The 22,761-nt window shown below is 70.6% G+C and carries 19 protein-coding genes; 2 read left to right on the forward strand and 17 right to left on the reverse strand.

Annotation, left to right across the window (positions count from 1 at the left end; all coding sequences use genetic code 11):
• Nucleotides 1-264: 264 nt before the first annotated feature.
• The 6 genes from OG230_RS13495 to OG230_RS13520 form a co-directional block, all read right to left on the reverse strand.
• On the reverse strand, nt 265-1,896 hold the full coding sequence (locus tag OG230_RS13495) for a beta-N-acetylhexosaminidase (protein ID WP_328910440.1): 1,632 nt from the start codon (nt 1,894-1,896) through the stop codon (nt 265-267).
• Between the two features lies 1 nt (nt 1,897).
• Complete coding sequence (locus tag OG230_RS13500; RefSeq protein ID WP_328910441.1) at nt 1,898-2,743, reverse strand: carbohydrate ABC transporter permease; 846 nt, start codon at nt 2,741-2,743, stop codon at nt 1,898-1,900.
• 2 nt (nt 2,744-2,745) lie between these two features.
• The gene (locus OG230_RS13505) at nt 2,746-3,729 is read right to left on the reverse strand and encodes a carbohydrate ABC transporter permease (RefSeq protein ID WP_328910442.1); all 984 of its coding nucleotides are present in this window, start codon (nt 3,727-3,729) and stop codon (nt 2,746-2,748) included.
• A gap of 2 nt (nt 3,730-3,731) precedes the next feature.
• Nucleotides 3,732-5,036 (reverse strand): extracellular solute-binding protein, encoded by a 1,305-nt coding sequence (locus OG230_RS13510; RefSeq protein ID WP_328910443.1) that lies wholly within the window; start codon nt 5,034-5,036, stop codon nt 3,732-3,734.
• Between the two features lie 243 nt (nt 5,037-5,279).
• A complete protein-coding gene (locus tag OG230_RS13515) occupies nt 5,280-5,573 on the reverse strand; it encodes a DUF3039 domain-containing protein (protein WP_328910444.1) in 294 nt (97 codons plus the stop codon).
• Nucleotides 5,574-5,658: 85 nt separating this feature from the next.
• Entirely contained in the window at nt 5,659-6,219 is a 561-nt protein-coding gene (locus OG230_RS13520; RefSeq protein WP_328910445.1) for a YqgE/AlgH family protein, read from the reverse strand.
• Nucleotides 6,220-6,495: 276 nt separating this feature from the next.
• Here OG230_RS13520 and murA point away from each other — a divergent pair, with 276 nt between their 5' ends.
• Complete coding sequence (gene murA / locus OG230_RS13525) at nt 6,496-7,836, forward strand: UDP-N-acetylglucosamine 1-carboxyvinyltransferase (protein ID WP_328910446.1); 1,341 nt, start codon at nt 6,496-6,498, stop codon at nt 7,834-7,836.
• 194 nt (nt 7,837-8,030) lie between these two features.
• Here murA and OG230_RS13530 read toward each other — a convergent pair whose 3' ends face one another.
• The 6 genes from OG230_RS13530 to OG230_RS13555 all read right to left on the reverse strand — a co-directional run bounded on the left by OG230_RS13530 (nt 8,031) and on the right by OG230_RS13555 (nt 15,209).
• The gene (locus OG230_RS13530; protein WP_003968811.1) at nt 8,031-8,312 is read right to left on the reverse strand and encodes an HU family DNA-binding protein; all 282 of its coding nucleotides are present in this window, start codon (nt 8,310-8,312) and stop codon (nt 8,031-8,033) included.
• A 376-nt stretch (nt 8,313-8,688) separates the two neighbouring features.
• Complete coding sequence (locus OG230_RS13535) at nt 8,689-10,125, reverse strand: NAD-dependent malic enzyme (protein ID WP_328910447.1); 1,437 nt, start codon at nt 10,123-10,125, stop codon at nt 8,689-8,691.
• Between the two features lie 438 nt (nt 10,126-10,563).
• Nucleotides 10,564-12,948 carry a HelD family protein gene (locus tag OG230_RS13540; protein WP_328910448.1) on the reverse strand — a complete coding sequence of 795 codons (2,385 nt, stop codon included), beginning with the start codon at nt 12,946-12,948 and terminating at the stop codon, nt 10,564-10,566.
• Nucleotides 12,949-13,060: 112 nt separating this feature from the next.
• Entirely contained in the window at nt 13,061-13,927 is an 867-nt protein-coding gene (locus OG230_RS13545; protein ID WP_328910449.1) for a zf-HC2 domain-containing protein, read from the reverse strand.
• Nucleotides 13,924-14,511: a sigma-70 family RNA polymerase sigma factor gene (locus tag OG230_RS13550; protein ID WP_328910450.1), complete on the reverse strand. Its 588-nt coding sequence runs from the start codon at nt 14,509-14,511 to the stop codon at nt 13,924-13,926. The genes OG230_RS13545 and OG230_RS13550 overlap by 4 nt, the downstream gene beginning before the upstream one ends.
• An 89-nt stretch (nt 14,512-14,600) precedes the next feature.
• Entirely contained in the window at nt 14,601-15,209 is a 609-nt protein-coding gene (locus OG230_RS13555; RefSeq protein ID WP_328910451.1) for a CGNR zinc finger domain-containing protein, read from the reverse strand.
• A gap of 132 nt (nt 15,210-15,341) precedes the next feature.
• On the opposite strand from OG230_RS13555, the gene OG230_RS13560 reads away from it, so the two are divergent.
• Entirely contained in the window at nt 15,342-15,971 is a 630-nt protein-coding gene (locus OG230_RS13560) for a GNAT family N-acetyltransferase (RefSeq protein WP_328910452.1), read from the forward strand.
• Here OG230_RS13560 and OG230_RS13565 read toward each other — a convergent pair.
• From OG230_RS13565 to OG230_RS13585, 5 genes are all read right to left on the reverse strand, one after another.
• The gene (locus OG230_RS13565; protein ID WP_328910453.1) at nt 15,907-16,467 is read right to left on the reverse strand and encodes a GNAT family N-acetyltransferase; all 561 of its coding nucleotides are present in this window, start codon (nt 16,465-16,467) and stop codon (nt 15,907-15,909) included. The genes OG230_RS13560 and OG230_RS13565 overlap by 65 nt on opposite strands.
• A gap of 50 nt (nt 16,468-16,517) precedes the next feature.
• On the reverse strand, nt 16,518-17,657 hold the full coding sequence (locus tag OG230_RS13570; RefSeq protein ID WP_328910454.1) for a uroporphyrinogen-III synthase: 1,140 nt from the start codon (nt 17,655-17,657) through the stop codon (nt 16,518-16,520).
• Between the two features lie 134 nt (nt 17,658-17,791).
• Nucleotides 17,792-19,123: a nitrate/nitrite transporter gene (locus OG230_RS13575; RefSeq protein WP_328910455.1), complete on the reverse strand. Its 1,332-nt coding sequence runs from the start codon at nt 19,121-19,123 to the stop codon at nt 17,792-17,794.
• 134 nt (nt 19,124-19,257) lie between these two features.
• On the reverse strand, nt 19,258-20,604 hold the full coding sequence (locus OG230_RS13580; RefSeq protein WP_328910456.1) for an acyltransferase family protein: 1,347 nt from the start codon (nt 20,602-20,604) through the stop codon (nt 19,258-19,260).
• On the reverse strand, nt 20,601-22,730 hold the full coding sequence (locus OG230_RS13585) for a bifunctional polysaccharide deacetylase/glycosyltransferase family 2 protein (RefSeq protein ID WP_328911390.1): 2,130 nt from the start codon (nt 22,728-22,730) through the stop codon (nt 20,601-20,603). The genes OG230_RS13580 and OG230_RS13585 overlap by 4 nt, the downstream gene beginning before the upstream one ends.
• Nucleotides 22,731-22,761 lie beyond the last annotated feature (31 nt).

The following is a 22,761-nucleotide window of genomic DNA, read 5'->3' on the forward strand; positions in this document are numbered from 1 at the left end:
TCCGCCTGTTCCGCCGTACGGTACGTGCTCACAGCCCGGACGTGGCAACTCTGGCACATCTTCCGACCGGCCCGACGCGAGGGTCCGCGAAGGGGGTTTCCGCCCCTGACCTGGAGGATGATCCCGTTTCGCACCTCTTCGGCGCAGAGTGTGAATTGCCACTCTTCAGCGCGTCTCGTATGACTTATTCCCTTCGTGCGGGACGGGCCTCCGGCCACCGCGAACGCCCGTGGTCCCGGTGGCCCGCCCCGACTTCGGTGCCGTCTACACGTTCGGCGGCGCACCCTCGATCGGACGGCCGAGGACACCGGGGCGCCGCTGCCAGGGCAACGGGCCGCCCGGCGGGCGGTAGTCGACGCCCAGGGCGTCAAGTCGCGCGTAGTGCGTGGCCATCCGGCGTTCGAAGTCGGCGAAGTCCCGTTCGGCGGGCGCCGGGAGCCGGGACCAGGCGACCTCGGCGAAGGCGGCGAGCCGGGGGAAGACCTGGTAGTCGACGCGGGCCCGGTTCTGCATGACCTCGGTCCACACATTGGCCTGGGTGCCGAGGACGTGACGGGCCGCCGCTTCGGAGAGGCCCGGCGGCAGGGGCTCGAAGCGGTAGACGTCCTCCAGCGTGCGCACGTACCCGATCGGCATCGGCTCGTCGGGGCCGCCGTCCTGACGGTGGTCCAGGTACACCTGCTGCTCGGGGCACATCACGACGTCGTGGCCGGCCTCCGCGGCGGCGATGCCGCCCGCGTAGCCGCGCCACGAGGACACCGCGGCGCCGTCCGCGAGACCACCCTCCAGGATCTCGTCCCAGCCGATGAGGCGGCGTCCGCGCGCGGTGAGCCAGGTGTCGAAGTGGCGGATGAACCAGGACTGGAGCTCGTCCTCGCCCGCCAGGCCGAGTTCGGCGATCCGGGCCTGGGCCGTCGCGGACTCCTTCCACTGGTCCTTGGGGCACTCGTCGCCGCCGACGTGGATGAACGGCGAGGTGTCGGCCGGGAAGAGGTCGAGGATCTCCTCGAAGACGCCCTCGAAGAAGCGCAGGGTGGTGTCGGTGGGGGCGAGTACGTTCGGATTCACGCCCCAGGTGTCCCAGACGGAGAGGGCGGTCGTGTCGATCACGTCCGTGTTGCCCAGCTCGGGGTACGCGCTGATGGCGGCCTGCGAGTGGCCCGGGATGTCGATCTCCGGGACGACCCTGATGTGCCGTTCGGCGGCGTACGCGACGATTTCGCGGATGTCGTCCTGGGTGTAGAAGCCCCCATGCGGGGTCTCGTCCCACAGCTCGGAGGCACGGTGGCCGTATTTGGTGCGGTCCCGCCAGGCGCCGACCTCGGTGAGCCGGGGGTAGCGCTTGATCTCTACGCGCCAGCCCTGGTCGTCGGTCAGGTGGAAGTGGAAGACGTTCAGTTTGTGGGCGGCGAGGAGGTCCAGGTACCGCAGGACGTCGTCCTTGGGCAGGAAGTGCCGCGAGACGTCGAGCATGAGGCCGCGCCAGGGGAAGCGGGGGCTGTCCTCGATGTCCGTGTACGGGATGACGGTCTTGCCGCCGGGGCTGACGGGCGCGCTACGGAAGGCATCGGGGCCCAGGAGCTGACGGAGCGTCTGCGCCCCCCAGAAGACGCCCGCCGGGCTGCCTCCGTTGATCACGACGCCCATGTCGAGCGTGGTGCTCAACCGGTAGCCCTCCGGCTCCAGTGTCGGGTCCAGGCGCAACTGGATGGCGTGCCCGGCCCCTTCGCGGCCCGGTGCGAGCGGCAGGCCGAACGCGGCTCCGAGGGTGGAGCGCAGCCACCGCTCGGTGCTCTCGGTACCGGCCTGTGCCGTGATCTTGGTGGACCGGTCCAGGAGGAACGCGCACCGGCCCTGGTCGTTGAGGCGCACAGGCGCGGGAATGAGGTTGTCCACGTCAGTCCTTAACCGCTCCGCCCAGTCCCGAGACCAGGCGTCGCTGTACGAGTACGAAGAAGACCAGCACGGGAATGGTCATCACCGTCGAGGCTGCCATGATCCCTCCCCAGTCGTTCTCGTCCGGTTTGAAGAAGACCAGCAGCGCCATCGGAAGCGTCGACTGGGAGGTGTCGCTGATGAGGAACGACTTGGCGAACAGGAAGTCGTTCCAGGTCGAGATGAACGAGAAGACGCTCGTCGCCACGAGGCCCGGGAAGACCAGCGGGAAGAGGATCTGCCACAGGAAGCGGGTGCGGCTCGCCCCGTCGATACAGGCGGCCTCCTCCAGGGCCTCCGGGACGGCCCGCACGAAGCCGCGCAGCATCCAGATCGCGAAGGGGAGCGAGAAGGCGAGGTGCGGCAGGATCAGCGAGCCCAGGGTGTTCAGCTGGCCGAAGTCCCGCATCAGGAAGAACAGCGGGATGGTCAGCGCCTCGACCGGCACCATCTGCGCGACGAGGAACATGATCAGCAGCGTGGTGCGGAACCTGAAGCGGAACCGGGTCACCGCCGTCGCCGCCAGGAAGGCGATCAGGGCGGACGCGATGACGACCGTGCCGGCGACGAACAGGCTGTTGAGGAAGTAGCGGCCGAAATCCTGCTGTTCGAAGACCCGGCGGAACGAGTCGAGGGACGGCGACAGCGTCCAGGGGCGGGCTTCGGTGGACTGGATCTCGCCCGCCGGCTTGAAGGCGGAGAGCACCATCCAGTAGAGCGGGAAGGCGACCGCGGCGGCGATGAGCAGCGCCGCGGCCTCGGCGGCCAGCCGGCCGGGCCGGCGGACGCGGAATCGGGTGCCCGGCATACTCACAGTTCCTCCCCCTGGCGCCGTACCAGGCGCAGATAGACCAGGGTCACGGCCAGCAGGATCACCAGCATCACGACACCGATCGCCGAACCCAGGCTGTACTGCGAGGACGCGAACGCCTTCTGGTACGCGTACACGTTGAGCACCAGGTTCTGGCCGGCGATGCCGCCGCCGTTGGTCATGACGTAGATCTGGGTGAACACCTTGAAGTCCCAGATGATCGACTGGATGGTGACGACGACCAGGATCGGCCGGAGCATCGGCGCCATGACCGACCGCCAGATCCGCCACTGCGAGGCGCCGTCCAGCGAGGCGGCCTCCAGCACCTCGGTGGGGATCGCGCGGATGCCCGCGTAGACGGTCACCATCACGAACGGGAACGAGCACCAGAGCACTTCGAGGAGCACCAGGGCGAAGGCGCTGTAGCGCCCGTACGTCCAGGAGAAGTCGCCGAGTCCCAGGACCCGGTTGACCGGTCCGAAGTCCGGGTCGAAGAGGAAGACCCAGACGGTCGAGCCGGTGACGGCGGGGGTCGCCCAGGCGCCGAGGGCCGCCATCATCAGCGCGAGCCGCGGCAGGGCCCGGACCCGGGTCAGCAGGACGGCGAGGGCGCAGCCGGTCATGAGGGTGGCCACCACGCAGGCCGCCGCGAAGACCACGGTCGCGAGGAGCACCTGCCAGAACTGGCTGTCGCCGAAGAGCGTCGCGTAGTTGCCGAAGCCCTGGAAGGTGGTCGGCTCACGCCCGCTCACCTGGGCCTGGGTGTACTCCAGGAAGGAGATCAGGCCGAGCTGGTAGATCGGGTAGACGAGGAGCGCGCCGAGGAGGACGAGCGCGGGCAGGAGGTAGAGCCAGGGGGTCCAGGCGGGGTGCCGCGCGGGTGAGGCGGGGCGGCCTCGCCGGGGCGGGCGGACCTGTGTGCCGCCCGCCCCGGGAGTCCCGGCGGGTGCCGGGGCCTTGTACGTCGTGCTGTTCGCGGCCATCGTCAGCCCGCGGCGGCGAACGCCGCGTCCATCTTCTTCGCCGCGTCGTCCGAGGCCGCCGCGACGTCCTTACGGCCGCTGACGATCTCCTGGAACATCGTCGGCAGGACGAGCGAGGCGTCGATCTGGCCCCAGCCCGGCGAGGCCGGGACGAACTTGGCGCCCGCGCCGAGGGTCTGGACGAACGGCGCGACGAAGGGCTCCTTCTTCGCGGCGTTGTCCCGTACGTCGGTGTAGGTCGGCAGGAAGCCCATCGCGTCGAACAGCTCGGCCTGCGTCTTCTTGCCGGCCAGCGACTTCATCAGGTCCACGGCCAGGGTGCGGTGCGAACTGCTCCTGAGTACGCCGATGTTGTTGCCGCCCGCGAACGCCGGGGCGATCGAGCCCTCCGCGACGCCGGGCAGCGGCACCACCGCGTACTTGCCCTTCACGGAGCCCGCCTCGACGGCGCTGTGGCTGAAGTCGCCGCCGATGGCCATGGCCGCCTTGCCCGAGGCGAAGGTGGTGACGGTCGCGTTGCCACCCATGGAGGCGCACTTGGCGGCCGGACAGTTCGCGTCGCCGAAGAGCGAGGTGTAGGACTCGATGCCCTTGCGGGCCTTGTCGCTGTTGATGGCCGCCTTGTACGTACCACCGGACTCGTTGGCCAGGTCGCCGCCGTTGGCCCAGATGAACGGCATCGCGCCGTAGGTGTACGCGCCGCCGACCGCGAGGCCGTACAGGTCGGGCTTGGCCTTGTGGACCTTCTTGGCGGTGGAGATCAGCTCGGCCTGGGACTTGGGGACCTCGATGCCCAGGTCCTCGAAGACGTCGGTGCGGTAGTACAGCGCCCGTACGCCGACGAAGAATGGGGCTCCGTACACCTTGCCGTCGACCGTCACCGACTGCCTGGCGATCGGATCGGTGTCCTTGGCCTCGTCCCAGGCCCCGAACTCCTCGCTCACATCGGCGAGTCCGCCGTCCTTCACGTAGCCGGCCGTGTCGGTGTTGCCGTACTCGATGACGTCCGGGGCGCTCTTCGGGTCGTTGAAGGCGGCCTTGATCCGCTGGGCGCGGGTGTCGACGGGTATGTACTCGACCTCGACCTTCGCGCCCTTGTGGCTCTTCTCGAAGTCGGCGACGGCGGCGTCGACGACCTTCTCCTTGGGCGTGTTGCCGACCTCCTGGAACAGCCAGACGCGGAGCGTGCCGGACTTCTCGTCGCCCTTGGCGCTGGTGTCGGAGGTCTGCGGCGCGCAGGCGGTGGCGGTGAGGCCCGCCAGCACAAGTGCCGCAGCCGGGGCGGCAATTCGGGCAGAAAGGTTCATCGGAGCCCCTACCGGATCAGTCGTTGCACCCTGTGCAACGCACGTTTCGTTCCGCACAACTGGCAGGAGAGTAGGGGCGCATCAGAGTGCCGACAAGTGGTCTCTACCACTCTGTGACCCGCGGGTGCAGCCCGTGCAACGCGAGGACCCCCGGGCAACGCGAAAGGGCCCCCGGGGCGCGCATCGCTGCGCGCCCCGGGGGCCCTCCCGTGAGTTCCTGCTCGGACTGCGGACCGGTGAGGACTACTTCTTGTCCTTGCCGCCCTTGCCCTTGTCCTTGTCGCCGCCGGCGCCCATGGACTCGTAGATCTCCTTGCACATGGGGCAGACCGGGTACTTCTTGGGGTCGCGCCCCGGCACCCAGACCTTGCCGCACAGTGCCACCACGGGGGTGCCCTCCAGGGCACTCGCCATGATCTTGTCCTTCTGGACGTAATGGGCGAAGCGCTCGTGGTCGCCGTCGCCGTGCGACACCTGTGGTGTCGGCTCCACGAGGGTCCCCGTACCTGCCCCGGGCTCGGGCTCAAGAGTGCTCATAACCGCCAAGGGTACTGAAGCCCGCGGCGTATCGGAGCCGCCAGGTGCGCCCGGCCCCGCCACCGCTCCGGCGGCGGGCCGTCCGTCAGTTCAGCGAGGGGTCGTCCGGGTACGTCGCGATCATCGCGAGCTCGCTGCGCTGGCGCCGCAGGACCGCACGCCAGAGGTTCTCCGGACGGGGCGACGACACGTCGCCCGGTTCCGACTCGACGACGTACCAGGCGCCGTCGCCCAGCTCCGCCTCCAGCTGCCCCGGGCCCCAGCCCGCGTACCCGGCGAAGATCCGCAACGATCCGAGGGCCGCGGCCAGGAGCTCCGGCGGGGTCTCCAGGTCCACCAGGCCGATCGCGCCGTGGACCCGGCGCCAGCCGAGGGGGCCGTCGTCGCCGGGTATCACCGCGACGCCCAGCGCCGAGTCGAGCGAGACGGGGCCGCCCTGGAAGACCACGTCCGGTTCGCCGGCGAGTCCGGCCCAGGGCGCGAGGATGTCGCCGACGCCGACCGGGGTCGGGCGGTTCAGGACCACGCCGAGTGAGCCCTCCTCGTCGTGGTCGAGGAGCAGCACCACCGCGCGGTCGAAATTCGGGTCCGCCAGGGCGGGTGTGGCCACGAGCAGCCGCCCTGTGAGCGAGGACACCTCCGTCATGGCAGAAATGATCCCGCATCTTCGGCCTCCGCGGGCACCAAGTGGACCGGCCGGTTGCCGAGGGGGTACGAGTGCAGCTCAGGGCGCACGGATGCACGGGGAGCGCACTTTTTCGGGCCCCTTGCGGAGGGTAACCCTCCGCAAGGGGTGCTGCGCAGAGCGTGTTGTGGCGGATTCATGACGTTCGTACACGCCCGTTTGCCTTACGGAAGGGGGGTAGGAGGCCATTACCCTTTTCGATGGCCCCCCGCCCGACCACTCCGGAACGCGAGATTCATGACCGGCACAGACGATGTCCTGCTTGTCCACGGCGGAACCCCGCTCGAGGGCGAGATCCGCGTCCGAGGCGCCAAGAACCTGGTGCCCAAGGCGATGGTCGCCGCGCTGCTCGGCAGCGGGCCCAGCCGGCTCCGCAACGTGCCCGACATCCGTGACGTACGGGTGGTCCGGGGACTGCTGCAGCTGCACGGCGTGACCGTCCGCCCCGGTGAGGAGCCGGGCGAACTGATCCTGGACCCCTCCCACGTCGAGAGCGCGAACGTCGCCGACATCGATGCCCACGCGGGCTCGTCGCGCATCCCGATCCTCTTCTGCGGCCCGCTGCTGCACCGCCTGGGCCACGCCTTCATTCCGGGGCTCGGCGGCTGCGACATCGGCGGCCGGCCCATCGACTTCCACTTCGAGGTGCTGCGCCAGTTCGGCGCGACGATCGAGAAGCGGGCGGACGGCCAGTACCTGGAGGCCCCGCAGCGACTGCGCGGTACGAAGATCCGGCTGCCCTACCCGTCGGTGGGCTCCACCGAGCAGGTGCTGCTGACGGCCGTGCTCGCCGAGGGCGTCACCGAGCTGTCCAACGCGGCCGTGGAGCCGGAGATCGAGGACCTCATCTGCGTACTGCAGAAGATGGGCGCGATCATCTCGATGGACACCGACCGGACCATCCGGATCACGGGTGTCGACCGGCTCGACGGATACACCCACCGGGCGATCCCGGACCGCCTGGAGGCCGCCTCCTGGGCGTCCGCGGCGCTGGCGACCGAGGGCAACATCTACGTGCGCGGCGCCCAGCAGCGCTCGATGATGACGTTCCTGAACACCTTCCGCCGGGTCGGTGGGGCCTTCGAGATCGACGACGAGGGCATCCGCTTCTGGCATCCGGGCGGCGCGCTGAACGCCATCGCCCTGGAGACGGACGTCCACCCCGGATTCCAGACCGACTGGCAGCAGCCCCTGGTGGTGGCGCTGACGCAGGCCAGCGGCCTGTCCATCGTCCACGAGACGGTGTACGAGTCCAGGCTCGGCTTCACCTCGGCGCTCAACCAGATGGGCGCTCACATCCAGCTCTACCGCGAGTGCCTGGGCGGCTCCGACTGCCGCTTCGGGCAGCGCAACTTCCTGCACTCGGCGGTCGTGTCCGGGCCGACGAAGCTCCAGGGCGCCGATCTGGTCATTCCCGACCTGCGCGGCGGCTTCTCGTACCTGATCGCCGCTCTGGCGGCGCAGGGCACCTCACGGGTGCACGGCATCGACCTGATCAACCGCGGCTACGAGAACTTCATGGAGAAGCTCGAGAAGCTCGGCGCGAAGGTCGAGCTGCCGGGCGGGGCGCTCGTCTAGCGAGAGGCCCGGCAACGGCGCACAGAGGCGACGGCGGACGGCGGTGGCCCCCCAGGGCGGGGGGCGCCGCCGTTCCTCGTATACGGGGCCCTGGAGGCCCGTATACGGCGAAGAGCGGCCACCCCGCACAGGGTGGCCGCTCTTCGTTTGCCGCTCAGGGCCTCATGATGCCTCGGCGGCTGCTGCTCAAGGCCTTACTTGCCCTTGGCGGCTTCCTTGAGCTTCGAGCCCGCGGAGACCTTCACGCTGTAACCGGCGGGGATGTTGATCGGGTCGCCGGTCTGCGGGTTCCGAGCGGTGCGAGCGGCACGGTGGGTGCGCTCGAAGGTCAGGAAGCCGGGGATGGTGACCTTCTCGTCGCCCTTGGCGACGATCTCTCCGACGGTCTCGGCGAGCGCGGCCAGCACGGCGTCGGCGTCCTTGCGAGTCACCTCGGCGCGGTCGGCCAGGGCGGCCACCAGCTCACTGCGGTTCATGTTTGTACTCCCGTGTTCTTCTTGCCTGTGAGGCGTGAGATCGAAGCCGATGCTGCCAGGGCCCTCTGACAGTCCCCGGACCCGGGTCTGATGTCAGACCCTCTCGCCCGAATACGCATCCTGCCCCCACCAGCGGCGGGAAAGCCAATCCGGAACCCTCCGGAGTCACACGAAAAGCGCCACGGCTTGCCCATAGTGACGTTCCGTCGACTTCCTGAAGCGGTCCGCAGCGGATGCCGGGCCCAGCGGGGCCCGCTGCCCGCCACCCTAAAGGGGCGTTTGGGACGCCGCGACCCGCGACGCGCCGTACGGCAGCCGGAGGTGAGGTAGGGCACCCTCCCCGGAAGCCGTGGCCGCGCGCCCCGGACGGCGTACCTCAGACCAGGTCCGCGGTGCCCTCGGTGACGGCCCCGGCGGCCTTCGCGGCGGCCCTGACGGCCCCGGCGACGGCTCCCGCGACCTTGTCGTTGAAGACCGAGGGAATGATGTAGTTCGCGTTCACCTCGTCCTCGGCGACGACGTCCGCGAGGGCGCCCGCCGCGGCGAGCATCATCTCCGTGTTGACCGTGCGGGACTGGGCGTCCAGCAGGCCGCGGAAGACGCCGGGGAAGACCAGCACGTTGTTGATCTGGTTGGGGAAGTCCGAGCGGCCGGTGGCGACAACTGCTGCCGTCTGGCGGGCGATTGCCGGGTCGACCTCGGGGTCCGGGTTCGCGAGCGCGAACACGATCGCACCGTCCGCCATGGCGGCCACGTCGTCGCCGTTCAGGACGTTGGGGGCGGAGACCCCGATGAAGACGTCCGCGCCGACGACGGCCTCCTTGAGGGTGCCGGTGACGCCCTCCGGGTTGGTGTTGTCGGCGATCCAGCGCAGCGGCGAGTCGGGGTCGGCGGAGACCAGGTCCTCGCGGCCCGCGTGCACCACGCCGTGGATGTCGGCGACGACGGCGTGCTTGACGCCGGCGGCGATGAGCAGCTTCAGGATGGCCGTGCCGGCCGCTCCGGCGCCGGACATGACGACGCGTACGTCCCCGATTCCCTTGCCCACCACGCGCAGGGCGTTGGTCAGGGCGGCCAGGACGACGATGGCGGTGCCGTGCTGGTCGTCGTGGAAGACGGGGATGTCCAGGGCCTCGCGCAGCCGTGCCTCGATCTCGAAGCAGCGGGGTGCGGAGATGTCCTCCAGGTTGATGCCGGCGAAGCCGGGGGCGATCGCCTTGACGATTTCGACGATCGCGTCGGTGTCCTGGGTGTCCAGGCAGATCGGCCAGGCGTCGATGCCGGCGAAGCGCTTGAAGAGGGCCGCCTTGCCCTCCATCACGGGGAGCGCGGCCATCGGGCCGATGTTGCCGAGACCGAGCACCGCGGAGCCGTCCGTCACAACTGCGACGGAGTTGCGCTTGATGGTCAGGCGGCGGGCGTCCTCGGGATTCTCGGCGATGGCCATGCACACACGGGCGACGCCCGGGGTGTAGATCATCGAGAGGTCGTCACGGTTGCGGATGGGGTGCTTGGACGCCATCTCGATCTTGCCGCCGAGGTGCATCAGGAACGTACGGTCGGAGACCTTGCCCAGCACCACACCCACGATGTTGCGCAGACCTTCGACGATCTCGTCCGCGTGCGAGGTGGAGGAGGCCGCGATGGTGACGTCGATCCGCAGCTTCTCGTGGCCGGAAGCGGTCACGTCGAGGCCGGTGACCGAACCGCCGTGCGACTCCACGGCCGTGGTGAGCTGGGAGACCGCTGTGCCGCTCGCGGGCACCTCCAGCCTCACCGTCATCGAGTACGAGACGCTGGGCGCCGTTGCCATGGCCGAGTCCTTCGCTTTCCTTAGCTTCATTGCCGCGCGTCCGGGGCAGTCGCCTCGGGCGCGCTTCCCGATCGTCGCACCTACCGGCCGGTAGCCGGTAATGACTGCCACAGTTCGGAAAGTAGTTTCCACCATACGAGAAGTAGGCCGTTCGGCGGAAGCCCCGGCGGCTCACGAACCTCCCCCGGAACAGAAACAGGCCCACGCCACCTACAGGTGACGCGGGCCTGTCTTTTTCATTTAGGTGGCACCGACCCGCCATGCTCGCCTCGCGGCAAGTGGTCGCTCGAAGCGACGAAGGTTGGGCCCGGGGGCTTGGATCGAGCCGGTGCCAACACCAGGCTAACAAAGACCCCCGGGAAGTGATTCCCGCATCGCAGGTTGACCGGAAAACCGCCTTTCGGCCCCTCTCCGGCCCGCCCCGGCTCCCCCGGCCGCTCAGCCCCTCAGCAGGTCCGGGACCCCGTCCCCGTCGGGCAGGTCGCGCTCGCCCGACACCACCGTGAGCTGCTGCGTGGCCCGGGTCAGCGCCACGTACAGCACCCGCAGCCCGGCCGGTGACTCGTCCGCGATCTCCGCGGGCGAGACGACGACCGTGGCGTCGTACTCCAGGCCCTTCGCCTCCAGGCTGCCGAGCGCCACCACCCGCTCCCCGAGCTCCGCGAGCCATTCGCGTGCCTGGGCGCGGCGGTCCATGGCGACGACCACACCGATCGTGCCGTCCACCTCGGAGAGCAGCCTGCGCGCCTCCTCGCGGACCGTGGCCGCCAGATCCCCGTCGCGTACGGACTCGAAGCGCGGCTCCACCCCGGTCGAGCGGACCGCCGCCGGTGACTCCATCCCCGGCATCGCCAGGGCGAGCACCTTCGCCGCGAGCTCGGCGATCTCCGCCGGGTTGCGGTAGTTGACGGTGAGGGTGAACCGGCGGCGGGGGCGGCTGCCGAGCGCCTCGTCCCGCGCGGCAGCCGCCTCGTCCGGATCGGACCAGGAGGACTGCGCGGGGTCGCCGACGATCGTCCAGGTGGCGTGCCGGCCCCTTCGGCCGACCATCCGCCACTGCATGGGCGTCAGGTCCTGGGCCTCGTCGACGATGACGTGCGCGTACTCGGTACGCTCCGCCGCCAGCCGCTCGGCCCGCTCCCACTGGGTCTCCTCGCGCTGCGGCATCAGCTCCTCAAGACCGGTGAGGTGGTCCAGCGGGTCGAACTCCCGCTTCCGCTTGGGTCGGTTCGGGGTGCCGAGCAGGGTCTGCAGCTCGTCCAGGATCGCCACGTCGTGGACGGAGAGAGGCCCCTGCCCCTCGCTGTCGAGCCGCTTGAGGGAGCGGGCCAGGCGCCGCACCTCCCCCTGGTTGAGGATGCGCCGCGCCCACCGGCCGAGCCGCCTCTCGTCGGCCATCGTGGCGAGCACCTTGCGAGGGGTGAGCTCGGGCCACCAGCCGTCGAGGAACGTGAGGAACGGCGTCTCGGTGGAGACGTCCTCGTCGAAGGACGAGCGCAGCTCGGCGACGAGCTCCGGGTCCGTGTAGCGGCCCCGCCCCGAGGACTTGCTCCAGAGGGCGTCCAGGAGCAGCTTGCGGGCGCGCGGGCGCAGCAGGTTGACCGGTGCGGTGCCGCTGAGCACGTTGTTCCGGATGCGCTGGAGCTCGTCGGCGTTCAGCTCGACGCGGGCGCCGAAGGCGACCACCCGGAGCCGGGTGGGGGTGCCCGCGGGCTGCGCCTGCTCCTCCGCCTCGTCCCCGAACGCCAACTGGCCTTCCCTGGACCGCTCCGCCTGCGCCCTCGGCTGTTCCAGCGCCCCGCGCGCGGCCTTGCGCAGCACGTGGAGCATCCGGGACGAGCCCTTGATGCGGGCGACGGCCGGTTCGTCGTACGTGGTGGCGCCCGCAATGCCCGCCGCCTCGTCGGAGAGCGAGCCGACCGCGCGGATCGCGACCTGGCCCTCCTCGCCGAGCGAGGGCAGGACGCCCTCGGTGTACGCGACGAGGAGCGGGGTCGGCGAGACGACCAGGATGCCGCCCGCGTACCGCCGCCGGTCCTGGTAGAGCAGATAGGCGGCCCGGTGCAGGGCGACGGCGGTCTTGCCGGTGCCGGGGCCGCCGGAGACCTCCGTGACGGAGGCCGCGGGGGCCCGGATCACCAGGTCCTGTTCGGCCTGGATGGACGAGACGATGTCCCGCATGGTGTGGCTGCGTGCCTGGCCGAGGGCCGCCATCAGCGCACCGTCGCCGATGACGGGCAGCGTGCCGCCGCCCAGGTACGCGGTGAGTTCGGGGCGCATCAGGTCGTCCTCGACCCCGAGGACCTTGCGGCCCTTGGAGCGGATGACCCGCCGGCGCACCACCCGGCCGGGTTCCTTCGGCGTCGACCGGTAGAACGGCGCGGCGGCCGGGGCCCGCCAGTCGATCACCAGCGGCGCGTAGTCGGAGTCGAGGACTCCGATACGGCCGATGTGCAGCGTCTCCGCGATGTCCGCGGTGCTGTCCGGCCGTACGGCGTCGTCGGCGGGCTCGACGGAGGTGAACGCGCCGTCCGGGCCGCGCTCACCGTCCTTGCCGAGCAGCAGATCGATCCGCCCGAAGAGGAAGTCCTCGAACTCGTTGTTCAGCCGATTGAGGTGCACACCGGCCCGGAAGACCTGGGCGTCGCGCTCGGCGAGCGCCCCCGGAGTACCGACCTGGCCTCGTTTCACGGCGTCGTGCATGAGAAATTCCGCCTCGTCGATCTTCTCTTCGAGGCGGTGGTAAACCCGGTCCAGATGTTCTTGCTCGACACCGATTTCCCGGTCCCGCAACGAATCGACAGCGGCATCCTGCGCGGCCACCGAGGCCCCCTTCTGACGTGCATTGGGCAGCCGTCAACCGTACGCGAAGGGGGGCCCGCTCCGCACCTGTCACCAGCATTGCGATTGCGCGTCGGAAGTTGCGCCCGCGCGCTCACGCGTCGATCTCCACCAGCCGTTCGCCGTCGAAGGTGCGCACCTCGAAGTGGTCGATGTCGTTGCGGTCCATCGCCGCGCCGCCGTGCACGTACAGCGGGTACTTCGCGGCCTTGTGCGGGGAGTTCTCGATCCCGTACCCCCACTTCGGTACGGACCAGGAGGTGACGACCTCCTCCTCACCGGTCTTGGAGACGGCGATCAGGCTGCATTTCTCGGGGCCCTTGACGTTCTTGAGCTCCAGGACCGTGTGGGTCCCCCATGCCTTCGCCTCCATGCCGACGGTGGCGTCGACCCCGGTGGCGGGATCGGTCGCCGTCTTCTTCTCCTCCATGTGGTGGAAGAAGGCGTCCTCGGCCGGGCTGGTGGGGTGCGGGTCCCCCGTCGCCACCGAACGCCCGCCGTCGTCGCCTCCGGTGGCGGTGACGGCGATCACCGGGCCGGCGATGATCACGGCGGCAGCGGCCGCCATCAGATACCTGCCGCGGCGGCGGCGCAGTTCCCGCTTCCGCGCGACCTCGTCGACCAGCCGGTCGAGCACCGCGGGAGCGGGCGGTTCGGGGACGTGCGGGACGGGCCGGGCGCCCGGGTGGGCCGCGGGTGCCTCGGCGAGCATCGCGAGCATGGGTTCGAGACCGGCGAACTCGTCGAGGTGGGCGGCGCACAGCGCGCAGTGCGCGAGGTGCGCCTCGAAGGCACTCGCCTCCGCCTCGTCCAGGATGCCGAGGACGTAGGCACCGGCGGCGTCGTGCCCCGGTCCCTCCATCGGCTGCCCGAAGGGGCCGGAGGGCGGGCCCGCGGGCCCCGAGGGGTCGTGGGGACCAGTGGGCCGGGGCCCGAACGGCTGCCACTCGTGGTCGCTCATGCCGTGATCCCCCTCTCTTCGAGTACGAGCTTCATCGAACGGAGTGCGTAGAAAACCCGGGACCGTACCGTCCCGCTGGGGATGCCGAGCACCTCGGCGGCCTCGTTGACCGTACGTCCCCTGAAATAGGTCTCGACCAATGCTTCCCGATGCGCCGGGGTCAAATCGTCCAGCGCGTCCGAGAGCGTCATCAGCCACAACGCCTTGTCTATCTCGTCCTCCGCGGGAATGACCTCCAGCGGCGACGGATCGACCTCGTGCGGCCGGGCCTGCCGGCTGCGGTGGCCGTCGATGACGATGCGCCGGGCGACCGTCACCAGCCAGGGGCGTACGGAACCGGTGGCCCGGTTGAGCTGACCGGCGTTCTTCCAGGCACGGATGAGCGTCTCCTGCACCACGTCCTCGGCGCGCTGCCGGTCCCCCGCCACCAGGCGGAGCACATAGGCGAGCAGCGGCCCGGCGTGTTCGCGGTAGAGCGCCCGCATCAGCTCCTCGTCGGGGACGTCGGAGCCGGGGCGGGGCGGTTCACTGCGATGTCGAGCCCTGTGCGGACGGTCATCGGCCACGGCCGCATCCTTGCGCACCCGAACCTCCTGGTCGAGACCCTGTCGAGCTCTTCGACCATCGATACGCAGCCGGGCGCCGGACCATTCAATCCGGTTCAAGATTCTTTTCAGCGGCCGTCCGCGTCGGCGGCTGCCGCTCTGCGGCGGTGGCGGGCGACCCGTTCACGGTTTCCGCAGACCTCGCTGGAGCACCAGCGGCGCCGGTGGCCCCGTGAGGTGTCGAGGTAGAGACGCCGGCAGGTGTCGCCCTCGCAGCGGCGCAGGCAGGACCTGGCCACCGGGTCCGTCAGCAGGTCCACGCAGTCCCGCGCCACGGCGGCGAGCAGTTCCGCGCACGTGGGCGGGGCGTTCAGGGTCCGGGTGAGGTCCCCGCCCTTCGCCCGGACCGCCCGCAGCCCGGGCGGCGGCCCCGCGGCGAGCGCGTTGACACGGTCCAGGGCGGCGTCGGCCCGGCCGCCGCCGAGTTCGGCGGTCAGCAGCCGGTCGATGTCCGCCCGCAGGTGACGGAAGCGGGCCACCCAGGTGTCGTCGACGGTGGCGAGCACGGTCCCGTTCGGCACCAGGGCGGCGGCCACCAGCCATGCGGCGAGCGGGCCGGTCCCGGCGAGCTGTTCGCACGCTCCGGAGGTCCCGGTCCCCGTCGCCACCAGGTCGAGGCAGATCCGGCCGGAGTCGAACCGCCAGTCGTACGCGCCCGTGCCCGTGCCCGCCGCCATGCGCCTGTCACCGCCTCGGGGTCACCGATGGGGAGTCACCACCAGAGTGCCCGTCACCGGCCCGGGCCGGAACCCCTCCTACCGGGCGGGTACCGTCCGGGCGCCGCGAGGGCGTTCCGTACCGTGGCCCGTATGGACTTACGCATGGACGACGCCCGGTCCGAGGTCACGCTCACCGCGGGCCCCCTCCTGCTGCGCCCCTGGCGGCCGGAGGACGCTCCCGCGCTGCTCGGGGCGTACGCCGACCCGGCGATGCGGCGGTGGGCGGCGACGCGGATGGCGGACGCCGACGACGCGGCCGGGTGGCTGGCGGCGCAGCGGGAGGGCTGGGTGGCAGGCACCCGGTTCGGTTTCGCGGTGACCGATACGGCGCTCGGCGGCGAACTGGTCGGCAACGTGGCGCTGAAACGCGCCGAACCGTCGTCGGACACGGCCGAGGTGGGCTACTGGACCACGGCGTCCGCGCGCGGGCGCGGGGTGGCTCCCAGGGCCCTCACGGCGCTCTGCGACTGGGCGTTCGCCACGTTCGCGGGGGACGGGCTCACGCGGCTGGAGCTGGTGCACCAGGCCGACAACGAAGCGTCGTGCCGGGTCGCGGAGAAGTGCGGTTTCGCGCCGGCCGGTGTCCTGCCGGCGTTTCCTCCCGCGTATCCGCTGGCCGGCCACCGCCACGCCAGGTCCGCGGCCGTCGAAGGGATCAGCTCGGCGGACCGTCGTGCAGGATCCGCTGGAACAGCCGGTGGTCGCGCCACTCCCCGTTGATGTGGAGGAAGCGCGGGGCCGTCCCGAACTGCTCGAAGCCGCACTTGGCGAGCACCCGCTGCGAGGCGACGTTGTCCACGACGGTCCCGGCCTCGACCCGGTGCAGCCCGAGACCGTCCCGCGCGAGCTCGCAGATCCGGCCGACGGCGGTGGTCGCGAGTCCGCGGCCCGCCCGGTCGACATCGATCCAGTAGCCGAGGCGGCCACTGCGGAACGGGCCACGTTCGATCGAGGAGAGCGTGAAGGCGCCGACCGCCAGGTCCTCCTCGTCGGCGATCACCCAGGGCACGGCGCGCCCGGCGTCCCGCTCGGCCAGCAGCCCGGCGAGGCGTTCCGTCTGGCCCTGCGCGGTGTAGAAGACCTCGGTCCGCTCGGGCTCCCAGGGGCGCATGTACGTACGGCTGCGGGTGAGCGCGGCGGCGAGGGAACCGGCGTCGTCGAGGGAGGCGGGCCGCAGGGTCGTGCCATCGGCGAGCTGATGACTGTCGTTGATCATCCGAGCACACTATCCCCGGCCCGGACGGCCCCCTGGACCCTGTCGCGCCCCTACTCCACGTACTTCGTGTCGGCCACCGGGTCCAGCGCCAGCCGGTAGCCCCGCTTGACGACCGTCTGGATCAGCCGGGGCACGCCAAGTGCGCTGCGCAGCCGGGCCATCGCCGTCTCCACGGCGTGTTCGTCGCTGCCGCTGCCGGGCAGCGCGCGCAGCAGGTCCGCCCGGGCCACCACCCAGCCGGGCCTGCGGGCAAGGGCGTTCAGCAGGGCCATGCCCGCGGGCGGCACCGGGCGCAGGGCGCCGTCGACGAGCACGGCGTGGCCGCGGATCTCGATCCGGTGACCGGCGACGGGCAGCGGTCGTGCCTTACCGGGGAGTTGGGCGCAGAGCAACTGGACGAGGGGGCCGAGCCGGAAGCGTTCCGGCTGGAACGTGTCGATGCCCACGGCCTGGAGCGGCAGCGCGGTCACCGGGCCCACGCAGACCGTGATGACGTCGTCGCGGAGCGCGGAGAGGATCTCGGGGAGCAGGCCGCGGACTTCGGCCCGGCTCAGGAACGAGGCGGCGGCGGGTGCGCTGGTGAAGGTGAGGGCGTCCAGTCCGCGGGCGACGGTGACGTCGAGCATCCGGTCGAGCGGGGTGATGTCCTCGGGGGGCATCCACCGGTAGACGGGTACGCCGACGACTTCGGCGCCCGCAGCGCGCAGCGCCTCGACGAAGCCGGGCAGTGGTTCGCCGTGCAGCTGGAGCGCGACCCGGCGGCCGGCGACGCCCTCGCCGAGCAGCCGGTCCAGGACCTCGGCCATCGACTCGGAGCCGGGCGACCATGCTTCGGTGAGCCCGGCGGCCCGGATGGCGCCCTTGACCTTGGGGCCGCGTGCCAGCAGTTCGACGCCGCGCAGGAGGTCGAGGAGGGCGTCCCCGATGCCCCAGCCGTCGGCGGCCTCCACCCAGCCCCGGAAGCCGATCGCCGTGGTGGCGATCACGACATCGGGTGCGTCGTCGATGAGTTCCTTGGTGGCGGCGAGGAGTTCGCTGTCGTCCGCGAGGGGCACGATGCGCAGGGCGGGTGCGTGCAGGACCACGGCGCCCCTGCGCTGGAGGAGTGTGCCGAGTTCCTCGGCGCGACGGGCGGCGGTCACCCCGACCGTGAAGCCCGCGAGGGGCCCGTGCTGTGCGTCGTCGTGCATGGCGTGATACCCGGCTCTCGTGTCCCGCTACTGCTCGATGGTGCGGAGGACCGAGACTGCCAACACTGCGTGACAGCCTCGGTTCACTTGTATTTCACACCCGTTACGTCCCCCCGTGCCAAGCCGGGGTCCGCTCACACTTCGGCGTAGCTGAGCTGCGGCTTCGTGGCCACCGCCGGGGCCCGGCGAAGGTATACCGCCCAGGTGACTCCGAAGCACACCGCGTAGAAGGCGAGGAAGGACCAGAAGGCGGCGGTTCCGGTGCCCGCCGTCTGGAAGGACTGCCGGAACGCCAGGTTGATCGCGAGCCCGCCGAGCGCCCCGACGGCCCCGATGAGTCCCATGGCCGCCCCCGAGAGGCGCCGCCCGTACGCCGCGGCCTCCTCGCCGCGCAGGCCCTTGCTGATGGCCTTGGCGTGGAAGATCCCGGGGATCATCTTGTAGGTCGATCCGTTGCCGAGTCCGGTCAGGACGAACAGCGCGATGAAGCCGATGAGGAAGATGCCGAGCGACTCGGCGCCGGAGGCGTAGACGACGACTCCGGTCGCCCCTGCCATCCCCGCGAAGTTCCACAGGGTGATGCGGGCGCCGCCGTACCGGTCCGCGAGCCAGCCGCCCGCGGGGCGGATCAGGGAGCCGAGCAGCGGGCCGATGAAGGTGAGCGAGGCGGCCTGGAGCGGGGTCCGGCCGAACTGGGTCTGCAGGACGAGACCGAAGGCGAAGCTGTAGCCGATGAAGGAGCCGAAGGTGCCGATGTAGAGCACCGCCATGATCCAGGTGTGCGGATCGCGCACCGCCTGCCTGGCCGCGCCGGTGTCGTTCTGCACGGGCCGCAGGTTGTCCATGCGGAAGGCGGCGCAGAGTGCGGCGACGACGATCAGCGGGATGTACGCACCGAGCACGATGCGCGGGTACGCGGCCCCGGCCGTACCGATCACCAGCAGTCCGACGAGCTGGACGACGGGGACGCCGATGTTGCCGCCGCCCGCGTTGAGCCCGAGCGCCCAGCCCTTCTTGCGCAGCGGGAAGAAGGCGTTGATGTTCGTCATGGACGAGGCGAAGTTGCCGCCGCCGATGCCGGCGAGCGCGGCGACCAGCACGAAGGTGCCGTACGAGGTCCCCGGTTCCATCACCAGGAACGCGGCGACGGTCGGCAGGAGCAGCGTCACCGCGCTGAAGACGGTCCAGTTGCGTCCGCCGAACCGGGCGACGGCGAAGGTGTACGGGACACGGACGAGGGCGCCGACCAGGGTGGCCGTGGAGATCAGGAAGAACTTCCCCGCCGGGTCGACCCCGTACTCCGGCCCCATGAACAGGACCATCACCGACCACAGGGTCCAGATGGAGAATCCGATGTGCTCCGAGAACACGGAGAACCACAGATTCCGCCGCGCGACGCGTTCGCCCGTCTCGCGCCAGAAGGTCTCGTCCTCCGGCTCCCACTGTTCGATCCAACGGCCAGCCATCACGCGCCTCCACGGGTGTCGGGTGCTTGTGCCCCGACGGTATGGAGCCCGCGTTTCGGCGTGGTGCTGCGAGGTGACCGGTAGGCAACCTTGCTCTCACCGGGCCGGGGGCGGCCCGGTGAGGGGCGAAGTGATCAGCGGGCGCGTGCGCCGTCGTCCCGGCGGGCCCTCGGCACCTTCTCCGGGTCCTTGCGGGTGCCGTTCGGCCACAGGCGCGGCCGGCGTCTGGCCGCCACGTCCTCGACCCAGCCGACCGCGAGGATCGCGAGCCCCAGGAGAGGCCAGACCGCGATCAGTGTGAGCACGGTGTAGGAGCTCTCCAGGTACGAGTCGAGGTGGTCGCCGACCCAGGGGACGTTCCACAGCTCGTCGACGAGCTGGGCGCTGGCCATCAGCAGCAGGTTGTGCCACAGGTAGATCGTGACGGCCCGGTTGTTGGCCAGGGTGATCACGCTGTCCCACCCGGCGAGCTTGCCCGGGAGCTGCTTCCAGGACGGGGCGTACACGAGGAGGATCGCGCAGAAGCCCAAGGACCAGGTGGCCTGGGCGAGCGGGATCTCGTCGAGGTTCCAGCCCTCCTCGGTGAGGTGGCCCGACGCCCACCAGATGCCGAACCCCATGACGATCGCTGCGGACGACACGACCAGGTAGCGCGGAACCTGTTTCAGCAGGCCGTCGTTGTGGGCGAATCCCAGGATCCAGCAGGAGCCGAAGACAGCGAAGTCGAGGATCGCCTCGCCGGTGGCTCCGGGGATTGTCACCAGATCCGTGCCGAGCACGGCGGTCAGGCCGATCGGAGCGAGCAGCGTCACCCACGGCAGTTTGCGGAACGCGCGCAGCAGCAGGGGCGAGGCAATGACGAACCAGAGGTAGGCCCTGATGTACCAGAGCGGCCCCACGCCTTGGTCGGCCCAGGACACTTCCAGGAAGCCGCCGGTTGATCCGCTCTCCTCGGGGAACGGCGGGGAGCCCACCGGGAGGAGGTAGCAGCCGAGCCGGACGAACCACCACAGCCCCTCCTCCCGTACGGGCTTCCAGCTGAGCGCGAACATGACCGGCACGACGACGAGCGCGAACGCCCACATCGGCGGCAGCAGCCGGCGGAGCCTGTCGCGCACGACGCTCCACGCGGGCCGGGCCAGCGAGCGCGCCATCAGCGAACCGGCCAGGGCGAACATGACGCCCATGGACGGGAAGAGGACGGTCAGCCAGGCCCAGCCGAAGAGGTGGAAGACGACGACGCGGACGAGGGCGACGGTGCGCAGCAGGTCGAGATAGCGGTCGCGTCCGGGCTTCTTCGCCGGCTCGTCCCGGTCCGGCCCGGGGGCCGGAGCCTCGTGCGGGACCTGCTGGAACGGCAGGGGCTGCCGTGCCTGCGGGAACTGCGTGCCCGACGGGATCGGCGGGGGCGGCGGGTTCTGCGGGATGTTCCATGGCCCGGGAGCCGGCTCGGCGAACGGGGGCTGGTTCGGATAGGTCATGCCACGGGCCTCCGGTCCCGTCCGGCGACCGCGCGTCCGCTCTGCTGGGCGCCGGGCGTGCCCACCACTCCCGTGCGGCGCAGCTTCTGCCAGCGCAGCCGGCCGCCGGTGAGAGCGGTGATCCACGACTGGAGCAGCACCACGTACATGAGCTGGCGGTACAGGATCTGCTGGAGCGGCAGGGAGATCAGGTGGACCATGCGCTCCCGGTCGAGCCGGAAGGCGTACGCGGCGCAGACCGCCTGCACCACGAGGACGCCGAACCAGGCGGCGACCGTCTTCCCCGTCGGGCCGAAGACCAGTCCGTACAGCAGGAAGACGTCGATGAGGGGGGCCAGCAGCGGGGCGACGACCATGAAGAGCGAGACGAAGGGAAGCCCGACCCGTCCGAAGCGGCCCGAGGGGCCCCGCTCGATGACGGCGCGGCGGTGCTTCCAGATCGCCTGCATGGTGCCGTAGGACCACCGGTAGCGCTGCGACCACAGCTGCTGCACGGACTCCGGCGCCTCGGTCCAGGCCCGCGCGTTCTCCGCGTACACGACGCGCCAGCCGTCCCTGTGCAGGGCCATGGTGACGTCGGTGTCCTCGGCGAGGGTGTCCTCGCTCATGCCGCCGACCCGGTCCAGCGCGTCGCGGCGGAAGGCTCCGACGGCGCCGGGGATGGTCGGCATGCAGCCCAGCAGGTCGTACATCCTGCGGTCCAGGTTGAAGCCCATCACGTACTCGATGTGCTGCCAGGCGCCGATGAGCGAGTCGCGGTTGCCGACCTTGGCGTTGCCCGCGACCGCGCCGACGCGCGGGTCGGCGAACGGCTGGACGAGCTCGCGGACCGTGGAGGGTTCGAAGACCGTGTCGCCGTCCATCATCACGACGATGTCGTAACGGGCGTGGGCGATGCCGTTGTTGAGGGCGGCGGGCTTGCCCGCGTTGCGCTGGCGGACGACCCGGACGTTCGGCAGACGCAGCGCCTGGACGATGTCCGCCGTTCCGTCGGTCGAACCGTCGTCGATGACGATGATCTCGACCGGATAGTCGCTGGCCACCAGCGAGCGCACGGTGGCGGCGATGCATTCGCGTTCGTTGTAGGCGGGAACCAGCACCGAAACCGGCCGGGCGAGCGGCGGGCCCCAGCTGAAGTCCTTCCTGCGCACCCGCCTCGCGTGCAGGAACGAGAGCAGCAGCATCAGGCCGAAGCGGGCGATGACCAGCCCGCCGATGGCGGCGAGACCGACCACGAGCACATCGGTGATCCGCTCCGAGACGCTGACGGCGGAGACGAACGCCTTGCCCTTGAGCAGCGCGAATCCGGTGGCCGGGGTGTGCGCGCTGGGGGCGCCGAGGGCCGCGGTCAGGTTGGTGAACTCGTAGCCCCGCTGCTCCATCTGCGGCAGGAACGTGCCCAGGGCGGCCACGGTCTGGGACCGGTCGCCACCGGAGTCGTGCATCAGGATGATGGCGCCCTGTCCGCCCTTGGGCGTGGCGCGCTCGATGATCGCGGGGACGCCGGGGCGCTTCCAGTCCTCGCTGTCGGTGTTGTTCACGACGGTGAGATAGCCGCGGCTGCCGATGTACTGCGTCACGGGCCAGGACTTGTTGTCCATCGCGTCGGAGAACGAGGAGTACGGCGGCCGGAACAGGGACGTACGGATACCGGCCGCCCCCGCCAGCACCAGCTGGTTCTGGGAGAGCTCCCAGTCGATGCGCCCGGGCGTCTGGTAGGAGAGGTCGGGGTGGTTGAAGGTGTGCAGTCCGATCTCGTGGCCCTCGTCGACCATGCGCTGGACGAGTTCCGGGTAGCGCGAGGCCATGGTGCCGGTGACGAAGAAGACGCCGTGTGCGTCGTACTTCTTCAGGGCGTCCAGGACCCGCGGGGTCCAGACCGGGTCGGGGCCGTCGTCGAAGGTGAGGACGATCTTGCGGTCGGGTATCCGGAGCGTCTTGGCGGGCTCGGTCGCGGACCGGGCGTCGATGACCGGACCGCCCTCCAGGACGTTCTTCGGCACCTGTGTGGTGGGCGCCGGCGGCTGGATCCGGTGGTCCGCGAGGATCTCACTGTGTACGTAGCCACGCAGCATGAGCATGGCGAGCAGAGCGACAAGAAGGAGCGAGGGCAGCAGATAACGCATGGGGAGTCTGCGCTTCGGCCGCTTCTTCCGG

Origin of the sequence: Streptomyces sp. NBC_00234 (assembly GCF_036195325.1) — a bacterium.
In the GTDB taxonomy this organism is placed as follows: domain Bacteria; phylum Actinomycetota; class Actinomycetes; order Streptomycetales; family Streptomycetaceae; genus Streptomyces.